The organism is Algibacter aquimarinus (genome assembly GCF_039543265.1).
GTDB lineage: Bacteria > Bacteroidota > Bacteroidia > Flavobacteriales > Flavobacteriaceae > Algibacter_B > Algibacter_B aquimarinus.
The window spans coordinates 114,516-132,387 of the sequence record NZ_BAABJK010000004.1 but is presented as its reverse complement, the minus strand read 5'-3'; the positions used below and the strand labels follow the sequence as shown (position 1 = coordinate 132,387).

Here is a 17,872-nt window from a genome sequence, read left to right as displayed (position 1 = left end):
TACTTCGGGCTTTATTATGATTTTATTAAAAAGGATTATTTCTTTTCTAACCAAAGTCTGGCATTAACAAAAGCTTCCAGCCAAGGCGAAACTTCGTCTTTTCTACCATCAGGATAATTAGCCCAGTTCCATTGGAATGTAGAACGTTCAATATGTGGCATGGTTACTAAATGACGTCCTGTTTTGTCACTCATCATCGCTGTATTAAAATCAGAACCATTTGGATTATGAGGATAGCCTTCATAACCATATTTAGCTACAATGTTGTATTTGTCTTCAGCGTAGGGTAAACTGAATTTACCTTCACCATGCGAAATCCAAACGCCTAAAGTTGTACCAGCAAGTGTTGAAAGCATTACCGAATTATTCTCTTGAATTTTTACTGAAGTAAACGAACTTTCGTGTTTTTGTGACTCATTATGATGCATTTTACCATGAACTTCATGGTCTGGATTGATGAGGTCTAATTCCATCCAAAGTTGACACCCATTACAAATCCCTACAGATAATGTATCTTCTCTAGCAAAGAAGTTGTCAATAACAGCTTTTGCTTTAGCATTATATTTTATAGCACCAGCCCAACCTTTTGCAGAACCTAAGACATCAGAGTTTGAGAAACCACCAACTGCTCCTAAAAACTGAATATCTTCTAGGGTTTCACGACCAGAAATTAAATCGGTCATATGTACATCCTTCACATCAAAACCAGCTAAATACATAGCGTTAGCCATTTCACGTTCAGAGTTTGAACCTTTTTCACGAAGTATGGCAGCCTTTGGTCTATAACTTCCAGATACAGGTAATTTACCCGTAAAATGTTTGGGGAATGTATATTGTAAAGGTTGATTTTTATAATTATCAAAACGGTCTTGTGCTAAACCATTTGCCGTTTGTTTTTGGTCTAATAAGAACGATGTTTTATACCAAACATCACGCAATCTTGAAACGGTTAAAGTAAATACATCAGTATTGTTAATGATGCTTAACGTATCGCTTTCAGTAACCTTTCCTATGTTGAAAAACTCAATATTAGCATCAGTTAAGATGTTTTCAATTGAACTGTCTTTGGCCTGAATTACAATGCCAGAATTTTCAGAAAATAATAGTTTTACAGAATCACTTTCATTTAATGCAGAAAGATTTAATGCAGCACCTAAATTCGTGTCAGCAAAACAAAGTTCTAATAACGTAGTAATTAAACCACCAGAGGCCACATCGTGTCCGGCAATAATTTGCTCATTCTGTATTAATTCTTGAATGGTATTAAAAACGGTTTTAACATACCCAGCATCTTTTACGTTAGGTGCATCGTTTCCAATTTTATTCAGTACTTGCGCAAAAGAGCTTCCGCCTAACTTAAAATCATCTTGAGAGATATTTATGTAATAAATACCGCCACCATTTTTCTTAAAAACAGGTTCAACTACTTTAGAAATAGCGTTACAATTGGCTGCTGCAGAAATAATAACGGTTCCAGGAGAAATCACATCCTCATTAGGATATTTTTGTTTCATGGAAAGCGAATCCTTTCCAGTAGGCACATTAATACCTAAGTCAATCGAGAATTCTGAAATAGCTTCAACAGCCTCATATAATCTAGCATCTTCCCCTTCATTTTTACAAGGCCACATCCAGTTTGCAGATAACGATACCGATTGTAAACCATCTTTTAAAGGCGCCCAAATGATATTAGTCAAGGCCTCGGTAATAGAATTTCTACTCCCAGCTACAGGATTAATCAATCCAGAAATAGGCGAGTGCCCAATAGACGTGGCAATACCTTCTTTTCCTTTATAATCCAAAGCCATAACGCCAACATTGTTTAGAGGTATTTGTAACGCGCCAACACATTGTTGTTTGGCTACTTTACCACCAACACAACGGTCTACTTTGTTAGTTAACCAGTCTTTACAAGCCACGGCTTCTAGTTGTAACACCTGCTCTAAATAGTCATGGAAATTATCAGAATTATAAGCAACATCAGCATAATTACGCTGAATCGTTTGGTCTGTCATCACCGTTTTTGGCGAACTTCCAAACATGTCTTCCATAGCTAAATCCATAGGTTTGTTACCTTTGGTTTTAGACTGAAACGTAAAACGATCATCACCCGTTACATCACCAACGGTATACATCGGTGAACGTTCACGGTCTGCAATTTTATGTAAGGTGTCAATATGTTTTTCTCCAATAACCAATCCCATACGTTCTTGAGATTCGTTACCAATAATTTCTTTATCAGAAAGCGTCGGGTCGCCAACAGGTAATGCATCTAAATCAATTTTTCCGCCAGTATCTTCAACGAGTTCAGATAAACAATTTAAATGGCCTCCGGCACCATGATCGTGAATAGAAACGATAAAGTTTTCATCACTTTCTACCATACCGCGTACTGCATTGGCAGCACGTTTTTGCATTTCTGGGTTAGAACGTTGTACTGCGTTTAATTCAATTCCAGAGGCAAATTCACCAGTGTCAGCCGATGATACCGCAGCACCACCCATACCAATACGGTAATTTTCACCACCAAGAATTACTATTTTATCACCCGTTTTTGGGGTGTCTTTTAAAGCTTGATTTGCTTTGCCGTAGCCAATACCACCGGCTTGCATAATCACTTTATCGAAACCAAGTTTTCTAGCATCTTCTTCATGCTCAAAAGTTAATACCGAACCACAAATTAGAGGTTGCCCAAATTTGTTACCAAAGTCTGATGCACCGTTAGATGCTTTAATTAAAATATCCATTGGTGTTTGGTATAACCAATCACGTTCTTTAACACCTTTTTCCCAAGGTCTATTTTCTTCCAAACGAGAATAAGATGTCATGTAAACTGCAGTTCCAGCTAAAGGAAGCGAACCTTTTCCACCAGCAAGTCTATCTCTAATTTCTCCACCAGAACCTGTTGCAGCACCGTTGAATGGCTCAACGGTAGTAGGGAAATTATGTGTTTCTGCTTTCAAAGAAATTACAGAATCAAAATCCTGAGTTGTATAGTAATCAGGAATATCGGCGCGTTTTGGTGCAAACTGTTCCACTTTCGGGCCTTTTATAAAAGCCACATTATCTTTATAAGCCGAAACAATATCGTTTGGGTTTTGTTTCGATGTTTCTTTAATTAATTTGAATAACGAGGTAGGTTTCTCTTCGCCATTAATCACAAATGTGCCGTTAAAAATTTTATGTCTACAATGCTCAGAATTTACTTGCGAAAACCCAAACACTTCAGAGTCTGTTAGCGGTCTTCCAATTTTTTTTGCGACACCTTCTAAATACGTTACTTCTTCATCGCTTAACGATAAACCTTCCTGGGCATTATACGTCGCAATATCCTCAATATTCAAAATCGGTTCAGGTTCAATATCAATCGTAAAAGAGTCTTGATTCAAGCCGTCAAATCGCTCCGAAATCATGGGGTCAAAATCAGCAAAATCTTCAGCAACAGCTTCAAATTCCTCAATTCTAATAATATCCGTAATCCCCATGTTTTGCGTAATCTCAACCGCATTAGTACTCCAAGGTGTAATCATCGCAGTACGAGGACCAACAAAAAAAGCATCCAAAGATGCTTGCTTAATTTTTGGTTGGTTGCCAAAAAGCCACGTTAATTTCGAGATGGTTTCAGTTGATAATTCTTTTGTTGTTTGAACAGCAAATACTTTGCTGGCTACGTTTCCAAAGAAATGAATCATTAGGTCTTTATTTGTGAGTGTTTAAAGAAAATGCAAAAATACACTTTTTTCATGATTTAGGATTGCTTTTTTCATGAAAGCGCAGTTGGTTATCAACAGTATTTTAACAACTAATTTTTGGGTTTAGTTGTTATAAGGTTTTTGGTGGTACTGGTTTACAATAGTTTCTTTTGAGGTTCAGTTTTGCAGGTATTTGCCAAGGCTCAAGAGGATTTTCAGAATTATGTAAGAATTAGCAATTAGTTATAGCAATTTTCCAGTAGTATTATTTATTTACAAACGTTTTTTCTTCCGATTTCTAAAATTTCCTCAATTCCAAATTCATCAAATCGCTCAAGTAAAGCACTCGCTCCATTCTTTTTCTTAAATTCCAGTTCCTCTTTATAAAGTGGAATTAATGTATATATGTCGACTACCTTATCATTTTCTATTTCTATTTGAGTAAAATCGTCTGATAATTCCATTGAATAGGCCAACATTACAGAATTAAATCCAATTCCTTCTGCAAATTCCTCGGCTTCTTCGTGTCCGTAAGTGTGTCCATATCCAAACCAAGTTTTCTTCTCATGAGGTAACATCATTATTTCTTTCATAATTCTAATTGGCCAATAATTCTTCTCATCGCTGAAAGATTCGTATTTTAAAGTCCATTCTTTAGGAAGTAAAAACATTATTTCAACAAACTCGGATGATTCAATATCTTTAGGAATTACCATCGGTAATGCACTCATTCCGCAACTTAATAGGATGTGATATGGTCTGTCTTTTGTTGCTTTAATGAAAAATATATCTCGATGAATTATTTCAGATTCTTTCTCATCAAATACTAATATATCTGTGTTTTCGTCAAAAAATAAGTCTAAATGACCATCAACAATTTCGACACTATTTGGAACTTTATTATTCATGGTTTTTTCTGATTCTTGAGAATAGCTGTACGTTGAAACTAAAATTAAAATGATTATTTTATAGTTGTTTATTTTCATTCGATTTCGGTTTTCTAATATAACGGGCAACGGTATTGTGTATGATTGGTTGCGTTTTCACGTTGGAGGATTTTTTAGAGGAAAATAAGATTTAGAAAACATGTAACTCCATTTGATTACCCACTAAATCTTAATTGTTTTTACACATTTCTGGTAACAGTATTTTTTAATTTTCAGCCAATTCTTTTTCATCAGTTTCTTCAGATGAGAATCGTGCAATTAACATTGGTGTCAAAATACAAACAATTCCCATTATTGATTTCAATTCGAAATCTCCTATAAAATTCATAACAATTAAGTAAATTCCACAAATCATAAAAATTATGTTAGTCAGTCTTTTATCCCAAATAAAACCTCCGACTACATATACAATTCCGATTATAGTAAACATTCCGGTGTTCAGAATTTGATTCGTTTCGTCACTATAATTCAGAAACCAATTTGATATTTTTCCGATTAATATTATTCCTATTAAGATTCGGAAAACTGTAAATAATGTTCTTTTCATTTATAGCGTTTTGTTAAGATATTGTTGCCAACTCGTTATATAACAACTTTTATTACGCTTATCCCACAAATAAGTCATAAAACAAGAAGTTAATGTTGTTGCTATCAAGTAAAGGTAAATAATTTTTCCCACAGATAAATCAAAAAAAATCCTGATAGTTTTCTATCAGGATTTTTAAATATTCTTATTAAGAATGATGAGATTCACAAGTTGTACTTTGGTAGTCATCAGAATGAGAAAAGGTTACGCTTTACGTTCCATCAAGGCCATATAAAATCCATCATAACCCTGTTGGTGAGCAAGAATTTTTTTGTCTTTTACCAACTCAAAATTTGTACCACCTTCTGATTTTAAAAAGGCTTTTACTTGGTCTTGGTTTTCTGATGGTAATACAGAACAGGTAGCATAAACTAATTTACCGCCTTCTTTTACCATTCTAGAATATTGTTGTAATACCTCTTGTTGGGTTACTCTAATGTTATCTAAAAACTCCGGTTCTAGTTTCCATTTGGCGTCTGGATTTCTGCGTAAAACTCCTAAACCAGAACATGGTGCATCAATCAACACCCGGTCTGCTTTATTATATAATTTTTTGATTGGTTTTGTAGAATCAATCACTTTTAAATCAATGTTATGTGCACCGTTTCTACGGGCTCTTACTTTTAGTTTTTTAAGCTTGCTTTCGTAAATATCCATAGCCACAATTTGCCCTTTGTTTTCCATTAAAGAGGCTATGTGTAATGTTTTTCCGCCGGCGCCCGCACAGGTGTCAACCACTTTCATACCTGGAGCAACGTCTAGAAAATCGGCTACCAATTGAGAGGAAGCATCTTGCACTTCAAAATAACCTTTTTTAAAGGCGTCGGTTACAAATACATTAGCACGCTCAACCAATTTTAATGCAGCGTCGTAGCCTTTTATAAATTCGGTTTCTATGCCGTCATCAGCTAATATATTCTGTAATTTCTCTTTTGTAATTTTTAGTGTGTTGGTTCTTAAAATAACGTCTGCCTTTTCATTTTGCATCGCTATTTCTTTAGTCCATTTTGCTTCTCCTAATTCCTTTACGCCAACTTCATCAATCCAATCTGGAATAGATTCTCTAAGTTTTCTAACTTTAGAAAGTTCGTCAAAACGTCCTTTTATTTTACGTGTTGGTGTGTTTTCAAAGTATTTCCAATCTGGTAATGTAATGCCTTTTAAGGTTGCCCATACGGCAAACATACGCCATAGGTTATCACGATCGTAAGGTTCTTTTACTTCTGCTATTTCTGCATATAGGCGTTTCCAGCGTACAATGTCGTAAACGGTTTCGGCCACAAAGCCTCTATCGCGCGAGCCCCAACGTTTATCTCGTTTTAATAGCTGTTGGATAACTTTATCGGCATACTTACCCTCATTAAATATTAAGGTTAATCCGTCTATAACGGCAAAGCAAAGGTTTCTGTGTAATCGCATGGTATTTTATTGAGGGTGCAAAGGTACATTTTAAATGTGTTATTTGATAAGTGCCAATAACTTATTTCTCTAATAAATAGCATTTTATATAAATTTGAAAAACTTACCTAAACAAGTGCGAGTTTTTTCCTTTTTGTGCTTTTAAAATCAGACTTTATTAAAAAACACATTGTTGGTGTTATTAACAATTTGTGAGTACGTCATTTTCAGAAGTTCAGTCTGAGAGTGATATATCATTTTAAACCTTTTTTTACTTTAAAGGTCTAAAAACAAATTGTTATAAGAATGAAATCTACATTTTTCAAATTATTATTTATTCTGATTGTTTTTTGTTCATGCAGTAATATCGAAGAAGTCAGTATTAACGAAAATGAAGAGGAGCAAACCGTATCTACTAAGCCAAATATTTTATTAATCATAGCTGACGATATGGGTTTAGATGCCACCCCTGGCTATAGTGTTGGGGCTATACAGCCTAATATGCCAAATTTGGAGTCTTTAATGACAAACGGTATTACCTTCATTAACGTCTGGTCATCGCCATTATGCTCGCCTACTAGAGCAGGTATAATTACTGGGAAATATGGTTTTAGAACAGGTGTAACTAATGTTGGGCAAACCTTATCAAGCAGCGAGCAGTCTATACAGCGTTATTTAGATGATATGAATTCTGGTTATAGTCATGCTGTTATTGGTAAATGGCATTTATCTAATAGAGATGTAAATCACCCTAACGAAATAGGTGTTAATGAGTATGCTGGAGTTTTAGGTGGTGGTGTACAATCTTATTTTAATTGGGACTTGGTAGAAAATATGCAAACTGCAAGTTCTACAGAATATACTACAACAAAATTTACGGATTTAGCTATTAATTGGGTAGACAGTCAAGATAAGCCTTGGTTTTTATGGTTGGCTTATAATGCGCCACATACACCATTTCATTTACCTCCAAACGAATTACATAATCAAGGGGTGCTACCTGCAGATCAGGCAAGTATTGATGCAAACCCACTGCCTTATTATTTAGCAATGATAGAAGCTATGGATGTTGAAATAGGACGCTTGTTAAACGCTATGTCTCAGGAAGAGCTTGATAATACTGTTATTATTTTTGTAGGCGATAATGGTACACCAAACCAAGTAGTACAGACTTACCAAAATAGGCGAGCAAAAAATAGTGTGTACCAAGGTGGTATTAATGTGCCTATGGTAATTTCGGGTAAAAATATAACACGACAAGGTGCTAAGGAATCTGCATTACTTGGTACTACAGATTTATTTGCAACCATTGCAGGTATTGCAGGTGCTGATATTACCGATATACACGATAGTAAAAACTTTAGTGCTATGTTTAGTATTTCTGGTGTTAGTGTTAGAGATTATGTATACTCAGAAATTGGAGATGATGCAAATAATTTAGATTTTACAATGCGAGATAACACTTATAAATATATTTCATTTACTAACGGTAGTGAAGCCTTCTATAACTTGATTGATGACCCTTTAGAGACTACTAATTTGTTAAATGCAAACCAATTGCCATTGTCTAGTGAAGCTGCTCTATCTAAAAACAATATTGAAGCAGAGCTTATTAAAATAAAACAATAACTTTTAAAAACCCAAAAACTATGAGACCACTTAAACTTTCAATACTATACATCATATTACCTTTTTTAATCATACTAGCATGCTCTAATACTGATGATAATCCAGTTATGGAGCAGGAGCAAGATGATATGGAAAACACAACCAATTATGATATTAGTAGTATTCTTTCTAAATTTGAGGGTACAGGTTTATCATATGCTGTAAATGGAAATACGGTAACATTTACTACTCAAGATTTACCAAATCATACAAGTCCGTATTGGCCAACAGATAATCCTTTACATGCAGATTACAACGGTACTAATTCTAATTTTCGATTAAACCCCAATAGAATTGCAGCGCAAAATATTGTATTTACCATAACGTTAAATCCAGAAGAGGCCACTAACAAAGAAGCAACGCCAATGGGACCAATAGGAATTTCAAGAAATGGCGTGGTATTTTTTAACCAGTATGCAGCAGGCGGTTCGCCGTTAACCAATGAAATTGATTCATTTGATCAGTATTTAGGACATCCCGCAGGACAAGATAACTACCATTATCATATTGAGCCTACTTTTTTAACGGAACAATTTGGAGAAGATGCCTTTTTAGGATTATTGGCAGACGGATTTCCTGTTTACGGGCCTTTAGAGAATGGTACAACAATTACAAATTCAGATTTAGATGCATATCATGGACATACATCAGCAACGGCAGATTTTCCAGATGGTATTTATCATTATCATATAACTAACGAAGACCCTTATTTAAATGGTAACGGGTTTTTTGGAACCTCTGGAAACATCTCTCGATAATTGAGATATCTGTTATTATATATTATTGCTATTGTCTTTTTTTCATGTGAAAAGCATAACCCTCTTGTACTAAATTTTTCTAATGAAAGTTTAGAATTACATAATGGTGTTTTAAAGTTCGAAGACCAACCTTTTACAGGTAAATTGATAGCTTATTTTCCTGATGGAAATTTAAAATCTGAAGTTTATTATAAACATGGTTTAAAAGAAGGTTCTGAAAAACAGTGGTATGTTGATGGCAAACTTGCTTTAGAACGGTTTTATATTGAAGGTATAAAACAAAGTATCCACAAATCGTGGTGGGAAAATGGTAATGTAAAATTTGAATATCATTTTAATGATAAGGGAGAATTTCATGGAATAGTAAAAGAATGGTATGAAGACGGAATTCTATTTAGAGATTTTAATTATGAGAATGGAAAAGAAACAGGAAGCCAGCGGTTATGGAAACCCGATGGTAGTATAAAGGCAAATTATGAGGTAGTAAATGGAGAGCGTTTTGGTTTAATTGGTTTAAAAAAATGTTATATGGTAACAGTAAATAAAGATGAAATTGAATAGAATATATATACTATCTGTTTTATTAATTGTTTGCTTTTGCTCGTGTAAACATAATACCAAAGAGACAGATTCGAAAGAAATTGAAGCGCTACCATATTTTAATGCTGCAGATTTTACTCCAGAATGGAATACGCCAGAACATAAAATTCCTGATTTCTCGTTTACCAATCAAAATGGAGAAGAGGTAAATAATAAAACATTTGAAGGCAAAATATATGTAGCAGATTTCTTTTTTACCAGTTGTCCTGGTATATGCCCAAAGCTTACCAAAAATATGGGGCATATTCAAGAAACTTACAAAAATAATCATGATATTATGTTATTGTCTCATACCGTAATGCCTTGGAGAGATTCCGTACCTTTATTAAAACAATATGCAAAAAAGTATAATGTAGATTCAAATAAATGGCATTTAGTTACTGGTAGTAAAGATGCACTTTATACTATTGCTAGAACAGGTTATTTTGCAGATGAAGATTTTACAAAAACTCAAGATGAAAGTAATTTTATTCACACTGAAAATTTTGTTTTAGTAGATAAACAAGGTTATATACGTGGCGTTTATAACGGTACATTAGAAATTGATGTAGAGCGTTTAAAGCGACATATTAAAATTTTAAGGAAGGAAACTTAATTTGGTTGGTTAGTTTTTTTCTAAAAAGCTTCACGATTGTTCGTGGAGCTTTTCTATTTTTATGGAAATTCGAAATTTATGAAGTATTTTATTGTACCCTTAGTAGTTGTCTTTTTCTTTTCTTGTGGAAAGAAGGAAACTTTTAAACCAAGAGATTTTTCTGAGGTAGAAATTGAACATTTAATGCAAGATTCTTTGTTGAATGTCAGAGCAATTGAAATAGATTCGTCTAAAAGTTTAGGGTTTGCAACTTCAAATGGAGAATTTGGAGGAACTGTAGCTGATTTTAAAGGTGAGAAAGCAATTGTGAATACTAAGTTAAAGCATGATACAATAATTCCAAATTTCCGTGCATTAGGAGTTACAAATAGAGCAGTCTTTATTTTTAGCATTTCAACTCCAGCTCTATTATACAAAGTCACCCATGACTCAATAAATTTGGTATATCAAGAAAACCACCCTAAAGCCTTCTATGATTCTATGGATTTTTGGAACAATCAAGAAGGTATAGCAATTGGTGATTCAACTGATGGTTGTTTAAGTGTCATCATTACCCGTGATGGCGGAAATACTTGGAGTAAGCTTCCATGTGACGAATTACCAAAAGGATTAGAAAACGAAGGTGCTTTTGCTGCTAGTGATACGAATATTGCAATTATTGGAGATAATACTTGGGTTGCAACTACCGCTGGCCGTGTATATTATTCGCCAGATAAAGGTGAAACTTGGGAGGTTTATGATACACCAATAATTAAAGAGCAAGAAACCGAAGGTATTTATTCTATTGATTTTTATGATGAATTAAACGGTTTTGCGATTGGTGGTGATTACACAAAACCTAATGAAAATACAGCAAATAAAATTAGAACTACAGATGGTGGAAAAACTTGGAAAATTGTTGCAGATGGAATGAACCCTGGATATAGAAGTTGCGTTCAATATATTCCAAATAGAAAAGGAAAAGAATTAGTCGCCATTGGTTTTAAGGGAATAGATTACAGTAATGATTCCGGAAATTCATGGAAGCATTTAAGTGACGAAGGATTTTATACAATCCGCTTTTTAAATGATAGCATAGCTTATGCTGCAGGAAAGGGGAGGGTATCTAAATTAATATTTAGAGAAAAAAAAGATAGAGATTATTAAGGTTACCCTTTTTTTCGTCTTTTTAATTCATTAAGCATTTTTCTTTTAAAATCATCTTCTGCTACTTTTAGTAATATCATTTTTCTTGGAGAAATGATACCAGAAAGCTTTTCAAAAAGACCTGTGTGTAATTCATGTAAACGGTTTTCAGATTTTCTGAGTTTATCTAAAAGTTCACTTGCTTTTTCATCAGACATATTATCTATGTTTTCCTTTATTTCTTTACGAATAGCTCTTATTTCTTTATATCTAATATTTGCACTTTTAAGCTCAAACTCATTATAAACAGGCCAAAATTTTTGAGCTTCAATTTCAGATAAGTTTAATTTTTCAGTAATAAAGGCCACTTTAAGTGCTTTTATTTGTTGTCTGTTACCTTTTTGTGCCATTACATTCAACGACAGTAAAAGAAATATTATAGGGAGTAGTTTTTTCATATGAATAAATTTTATTCTACCATTAAATCTTCAATATCGGCATTGTTTATTAAAAATTCTTGAATGTTATCTTCATCAATACTATAATCAATGGTAATGTTTTCTTCAATTTGTTCTTGTGTTAATAAAGCTGCAATTTCGTAAGAACTTATATTTTCATCAATAATATAATTTTCTACTGTTTCAGTTTCTAAGTTATCAAAAGTTTCTGTGGTCCTTCCAAAAATAGAAAGATTAAATAATAGCAAAATAGCTGCAGCAATACTTGAAACATAAATAATAGTTTTTCTACTTACTAAAGAAATAACTTTTGTATCATTTTTCTTAGAAAGCTTATTTAATATTTTATCTTCTAGATTATCAAAATAGTCTTTCTTAGTTTTAAAACCAGTGGTCTTAACAGTATTTAGAGTTTTTTCTGTTTTAAGTTTATTTAAAAGGACATCATCAAAAGACTCAAAATAATTATCTGGAGTTTTAAAACCTGGTGTTTTTATATTATTTAAATTTTCGTTTTTCATTTTTTACTCACACTTATTAATTTGACTAATAATTAATACAAAGGTTTAATTACTAGTTAAATATGCTTCTATTTTTTTTACTGCTATATGATATGAGGCTTTTAAAGCACCTTCGCTCGTGTCTAAAATATCAGCCATATCTTTATATTTTATATCCTCAAAATATTTCATATTGAAAACTAATTGTTGTTTTTCTGGTAATGTAGCAATAGCCTTTTGCAATTTTAGTTGAATAGCATCTCCCTCAAAATAAACATCTGATGTTAAATTATTTATAGCCAATTGTTGAACTTCTTCATTAGTAGTTTGCAAACGTTTAGCTTTTTTATTAATAAATGTTATAGACTCGTTTGTAGCTATTCTATACATCCAAGAAAACAATTTACTATCTCCTTTAAAGTTATCGATATTCTTAAAAATTTTTATAAATGTGTTTTGAAGGACATCATCAGCATCATCATGAGATTTTACAATATTTCTTATATGCCAATAAAGGCGTTCTTTAAAGAGTGTTATTAGGTCTCTAAAAGCTTGCTCTTTTTGAGTGTCAGATTTTAATTGTATTACAAGTTCTGCCTCGTCTGTCACAAAAATATTTTATTATTAGACTATTAAATATACTAAAAGTTTAAGGGAGATTTTTTTAAATTTTTTTAAAAAAATAAACACTTGTTTATCAGTGGTTTATAATACTAATAATCGATTAAGTGTGAATTAAACACGATAAAATGCATTTTTTCTTGTAGGAAATGTTTTTTTATTATAAGTTTGTATCAGAAACCTACTTATGTTGTTAGTCGTCCCCAAGTCTAACAATGAACAAAAAAAAGGATAGAAGCCCAAATCTCTATCCTTTTTTATATTTCTAAAAGTAAGTTTTTATTCAAAACTCTGCATATCTACAAGTTTTTTATAGACACCTTTTTTAGACATTAATTCGTTATGCTTCCCTTGTTCCACAATTTCACCTTTATTTAAAACGACTATAACATCTGCATTTTGAATGGTAGATAATCTGTGAGCAATAACGATAGATGTTCTGTTTTTCATCATATTTTCTAAAGCAATCTGTACTAAGCGTTCACTTTCTGTATCTAAAGCAGATGTAGCTTCATCCAACACCATAATAGGTGGGCTTTTTAGAACCGCACGTGCTATACTTAAACGTTGCTTTTGTCCGCCAGAAAGTTTGCCACCTCCATCACCAATGTTGTACTCAAGTACACCTTCTAAATCTTTTACAAATTCCCATGCATTAGCTACTTTGAGAGCTTCAATTACTTCCTCATCAGATGCTTTTTCATTACCAAGTTTTAAGTTGTTTTTAATACTATCATTAAACAAAATAGCATCTTGAGTTACAATACCTAATTGGCTTCGTAGAGAATTTGTTGTTAAATCTCTAATATCAATATCATCAATTGAAATAGATCCTTTATTAACGTCATAAAAACGCGTAATTAGATTGGCTATTGTAGATTTACCACTTCCAGATTGACCGACTAATGCTACTGTTTTTCCTTTTTGAATAGTTAAACTGAAATTTTTAAGTACATAATCATCTTTATATTTAAATGAAATGTTATTGAATTTTATTTCAGAAGTAAACCCATCTTTTACAATAGCATCAGGTTTATCTTTTAATGGATTTGGTGTGTCAATTATTTCCTGAATTCTTTCAGCAGCAGCACCACCTTTTTTTATATTATATAAACCACGAGAAATAGCTTTTGCAGGAGTTAGAATATTATAAGCTAAACCCATGTAAATAAGAAAACTACCTCCGTCTAGAGCTAAGTTTGTATCATTATTTAATACTAGGTTACCACCATACCAGAGAATTACTGATATCATACAAATACCCAGAAACTCACTTGCAGGTGATGCAAGGTTTTGGCGGTTAAGTAGTTTATTGGAGAAATTATAAAATCTATTGGTTGATTCTTGAAATTTAGCGTTGAATTTTCCTTCAGAACTAAAGCCTTTAATGATTCTCAATCCAGTAAGTGTTTCTTCTAAAGTAGATAAAAACATACCTTGTTCTTTTTGAACACGATCTGATTTCCGTTTTAAACTTTTACCGATTTTAGAAATTACAAATCCCATTAAGGGAATAAAAATAAATACAAATAAGGTAAGTTGGGGACTAATATAAACCATTGCAATTATGGTAAATATAATTGTTAATGGCTCTCTTACAATAAGTTCTAATACAGATAAAAATGAATATTGTAAATCTTGAACATCTCCTGTAACTCTGGCTAAAATGTCCCCTTTGCGTTGGTCTGAAAGGTAAGATAACGGGAGTTCTATTGTTTTTCTATAAACTCTATTTCGAATATCACGAATTACACCATTTCTTAAAAATACTAGAAAGTAATTAGCTAAATAGCCAAAAATATTTTTTAGTAAAAACATAGCTACTATTAAACCAATAGTAAACATAAGAGCTTTACCTTTGTCTCCTTCAGTAAATTGATACATTTCGTAGTTTAAATAATCACCTGCGAAATCTGCTAGTTTATCTAGACCTGTATATATTGGTTTTTCAGTTGGAATGGTTTTTTCATTATCGAAAATAACATCCAACATTGGTTTTAAAGCAACGAATGAAAGTGTGCTAAATAACGCAAAAAACACATTAGAAATAATGTGTCCTGCGGCATAATTTTTATAAGGCTTTGCGTACCTTAGAATATTTGTAAAATGGCTCATTAAATAAGGTTCATATCTTTAAAGATATTTTCTGCTTTGGTATTTAATTCAGCTTCTATAGTTTTAAAATTTTCTGTAGTATCTAATTGGGTATTTACACTAACGTAAAACTTTATTTTTGGTTCTGTACCACTTGGTCTTAAGGCTACTTGACTTCCATCTTCGGTATAATAAATAAGTACGTTTGATTTAGGCACATCTATAGAGGTTTCTTCACCAGTAGACATGTTTTTAGCAATTGATAAATCGTAGTCTTCGATTTTAGTAACTTTTGAGCCATTAATTTCCTTGAAAGGATTTTCGCGAGCATCAATCATCATTTGCTTAATTTCTTGAGCACCTTCAATACCTTTTTTTGTGAGTGAAATTAACTTTTCTTTGAAACAGCCATGCTCAACGTAAAGTTTAATTAATTCACTAAAAAATGAACTACCGTTAGATTTTGTAATTGCAGCAATTTCACAAGCTAAAAGAGTGGAGGTAACAGCGTCTTTATCTCTTACAAAATCACCCACCATAAAACCGAAACTTTCTTCTCCTCCTCCAATAAAATCTAATTCTGGGAAATCTTTAATAAGTTTTGCAATCCACTTAAATCCTGTTAAAACAATCTTATTATCTACATTATACGCGTCTGCTAATTTGTTTAGCATAGGGGTTGATACAATTGTAGTTGCAATAAATTCTTTACCTTTTATTTTGTTTTCAGCTTTCCATTTTTTCAATAAGAAATCGGTCATCATCACCATAGTTTGATTTCCGTTTAGTAATTGCAATTCGTTTTCAGAATTACGAACAGCAACTCCCAATCTGTCGCTATCAGGGTCAGTTCCAATTACTATATCTGCATTTACTTTTTCTGCTAGTTCTAAAGCCATTTTTAGTGCTTCTGGCTCTTCAGGGTTAGGTGATTTTACTGTTGGAAAACCGCCATTTGGTTCTTCTTGTTCTTTTACAACATGAACATTTTTATAACCAGCGCGTTTAAGAGTTTCAGGAACAGCAGTAATAGAGGTTCCATGAATAGAGGTGAAAACAATTGTTAAATCGTCTTTTGCAGATTGTGATGCACCAACATCTCCATTTTTTACTGATGCGTCAATAAAAGAATCATCAACATCTTTACCTATATAATGTATTAAACTCTCGTTCGCTTCAAATTTTATATTGGCATATTCTAAATCGTTAATCATGTTAATTAAAGCACTGTCGTGAGGTGGAACTAATTGTCCGCCATCTTGCCAATAGACTTTATATCCATTATATTCTGGTGGATTGTGTGACGCTGTTAAAACAATACCACAATGGCAATTTAAATGTTTTACGGCAAATGATAGTTCAGGGGTAGTTCTTAAATCTTCAAAAAGGTAAACTTCTATACCGTTTGCTGAAAAAACATCAGCAACAACTTTTGCTAAAGTTTTACTATTATATCTACAATCATATGCTATAACAGCTTTTTTAGTCTCTCCAGGAAACTGTTTTTGTAAATATTCGCTTAAACCTTGAGTGCTTTTTCCTAATGTATATTTATTTATTCTATTGGTACCAACACCCATAACGCCTCGCATACCACCTGTACCAAACTCTAAATCCTTATAGAAACTTTCTTCTATTTCTTTAGGACTATTAGCTATGGCGTTTTTAATTGTATTTTGTGTGTCTTGATCAAAAGTTGGAGTTAACCATGTATTTATTCGATCTAAAATTTTTGGTTCGATGTGTATCATAATTGTATTAAATATTGAACAAAAATAAACAATTGCTTCTTAAAATATTTGTTAGAGTATCTATTTTGGTTTAAATGAAAACCATTTTTAAAGTATTCGAAAATAATTTAGGTTAAATTTAATTTATCTTTAACTAAATAGCGCTTTTTGTCAGGACGATTCCTAAGTATTATTTCTCCTAAAAAACCTGCCACAAAAAACTGAGAACCAATAATCATTGTAGATAGAGCAATGTAAAACTGGGGGCGTTGTGTAATTAATCTGCCCTCAGGATTTAAAAATAGTTTGTCAATTCCCAAATACACAGAAAACCCAAGACCTATTGTAAACATAATAACCCCTAAAGCACCAAATAAATGCATGGGTCTTTTGCCAAAGCGCGATAAGAACCAAATGGTGATGAGGTCTAAAAAACCATGTACAAATCGATTCATACCAAATTTAGTTTCACCGTACTTTCGAGCTTGATGTTTTACTACTTTTTCGCCAATATTAGAAAACCCAGCGTTTTTTGATAGTAGTGGAATATAACGATGCATTTCACCATTAACATCAATGTTTTTTACTACATCGGTATGGTAAGCTTTTAAACCACAATTAAAATCGTGTAGTTTAACTCCCGATGTTTTTCGAGCTGCCCAATTGAAAACTTTTGAAGGTAGATTTTTAGTTATTACAGAATCGTATCGCTTTTTTTTCCAACCAGAAACCAAATCAAAACCATCGTTTTTAATCATATTATAAAGCTCAGGTATTTCGTCTGGGTTATCTTGTAAATCAGCATCCATAGTAATTACCACGTCTCCTTCTGCTTTTTCAAAACCAGCATGCAATGCTTGCGACTTTCCAAAATTTCTTAAAAAACGAATGCCTTTTACATTTTTATCTTTTTCAGATAACTGGGTAATGGTTTTCCATGAATTATCTGTACTTCCATCATCAATAAAAATTACTTCGTAAGAGTATTTTTTGGTATACATCACCTTGGCAATCCATTCATGTAACTCTATCAAAGAATCTTGCTCATTAAGTAGTGGAATAACTACTGATATATTCATTTATGAAAGTTTGATTTATTA

The 17,872-nt window shown here is 32.7% G+C and carries 15 protein-coding genes; 5 read left to right on the top strand and 10 right to left on the bottom strand.

The window, feature by feature from the left end:
• Positions 1-35: 35 nt before the first annotated feature.
• From purL to ABD939_RS03390, 4 genes are all read right to left on the bottom strand, one after another.
• Complete coding sequence (gene purL, locus ABD939_RS03405) at positions 36-3,692, bottom strand: phosphoribosylformylglycinamidine synthase (protein WP_345164541.1); 3,657 nt, start codon at positions 3,690-3,692, stop codon at positions 36-38.
• Between the two features lie 269 nt (positions 3,693-3,961).
• Positions 3,962-4,678 (bottom strand): suppressor of fused domain protein, encoded by a 717-nt coding sequence (locus ABD939_RS03400; protein ID WP_345164539.1) that lies wholly within the window; start codon positions 4,676-4,678, stop codon positions 3,962-3,964.
• 166 nt (positions 4,679-4,844) lie between these two features.
• Positions 4,845-4,994, bottom strand: a complete 150-nt coding sequence (locus ABD939_RS03395; RefSeq protein ID WP_345164537.1) for a hypothetical protein — start codon at positions 4,992-4,994, stop codon at positions 4,845-4,847.
• A gap of 435 nt (positions 4,995-5,429) precedes the next feature.
• On the bottom strand, positions 5,430-6,644 hold the full coding sequence (locus ABD939_RS03390) for an RsmB/NOP family class I SAM-dependent RNA methyltransferase (protein WP_345164535.1): 1,215 nt from the start codon (positions 6,642-6,644) through the stop codon (positions 5,430-5,432).
• 285 nt (positions 6,645-6,929) lie between these two features.
• Here ABD939_RS03390 and ABD939_RS03385 point away from each other — a divergent pair, with 285 nt between their 5' ends.
• From ABD939_RS03385 to ABD939_RS03365, 5 genes are all read left to right on the top strand, one after another.
• Complete coding sequence (locus tag ABD939_RS03385) at positions 6,930-8,252, top strand: sulfatase-like hydrolase/transferase (protein WP_345164533.1); 1,323 nt, start codon at positions 6,930-6,932, stop codon at positions 8,250-8,252.
• 20 nt (positions 8,253-8,272) lie between these two features.
• Positions 8,273-9,049, top strand: coding sequence for a YHYH protein (locus ABD939_RS03380; protein WP_345164531.1), 777 nt, complete (start codon positions 8,273-8,275; stop codon positions 9,047-9,049).
• Complete coding sequence (locus ABD939_RS03375; protein WP_345164529.1) at positions 9,050-9,610, top strand: toxin-antitoxin system YwqK family antitoxin; 561 nt, start codon at positions 9,050-9,052, stop codon at positions 9,608-9,610. It begins immediately after the preceding gene.
• Complete coding sequence (locus ABD939_RS03370; RefSeq protein WP_345164526.1) at positions 9,597-10,244, top strand: SCO family protein; 648 nt, start codon at positions 9,597-9,599, stop codon at positions 10,242-10,244. Before ABD939_RS03375 ends, ABD939_RS03370 begins: the two co-directional genes overlap by 14 nt.
• A 78-nt stretch (positions 10,245-10,322) precedes the next feature.
• Positions 10,323-11,390 (top strand): WD40/YVTN/BNR-like repeat-containing protein, encoded by a 1,068-nt coding sequence (locus ABD939_RS03365; RefSeq protein WP_345164524.1) that lies wholly within the window; start codon positions 10,323-10,325, stop codon positions 11,388-11,390.
• A gap of 2 nt (positions 11,391-11,392) precedes the next feature.
• Here ABD939_RS03365 and ABD939_RS03360 read toward each other — a convergent pair whose 3' ends face one another.
• The 6 genes from ABD939_RS03360 to ABD939_RS03335 all read right to left on the bottom strand — a co-directional run bounded on the left by ABD939_RS03360 (position 11,393) and on the right by ABD939_RS03335 (position 17,851).
• The gene (locus ABD939_RS03360; protein ID WP_345164522.1) at positions 11,393-11,827 is read right to left on the bottom strand and encodes a sensor of ECF-type sigma factor; all 435 of its coding nucleotides are present in this window, start codon (positions 11,825-11,827) and stop codon (positions 11,393-11,395) included.
• Between the two features lie 11 nt (positions 11,828-11,838).
• Positions 11,839-12,348, bottom strand: a complete 510-nt coding sequence (locus ABD939_RS03355) for a hypothetical protein (RefSeq protein ID WP_345164519.1) — start codon at positions 12,346-12,348, stop codon at positions 11,839-11,841.
• Between the two features lie 45 nt (positions 12,349-12,393).
• A complete protein-coding gene (locus tag ABD939_RS03350; RefSeq protein ID WP_345164517.1) occupies positions 12,394-12,936 on the bottom strand; it encodes an RNA polymerase sigma factor in 543 nt (180 codons plus the stop codon).
• Positions 12,937-13,227: 291 nt separating this feature from the next.
• Positions 13,228-15,063 (bottom strand): ABC transporter ATP-binding protein, encoded by a 1,836-nt coding sequence (locus ABD939_RS03345; RefSeq protein WP_345164514.1) that lies wholly within the window; start codon positions 15,061-15,063, stop codon positions 13,228-13,230.
• Entirely contained in the window at positions 15,063-16,793 is a 1,731-nt protein-coding gene (locus tag ABD939_RS03340; RefSeq protein ID WP_345164512.1) for a phospho-sugar mutase, read from the bottom strand. The genes ABD939_RS03345 and ABD939_RS03340 overlap by 1 nt, the downstream gene beginning before the upstream one ends.
• A 107-nt stretch (positions 16,794-16,900) precedes the next feature.
• Complete coding sequence (locus ABD939_RS03335) at positions 16,901-17,851, bottom strand: glycosyltransferase family 2 protein (RefSeq protein ID WP_345164510.1); 951 nt, start codon at positions 17,849-17,851, stop codon at positions 16,901-16,903.
• Positions 17,852-17,872: the final 21 nt, after the last annotated feature.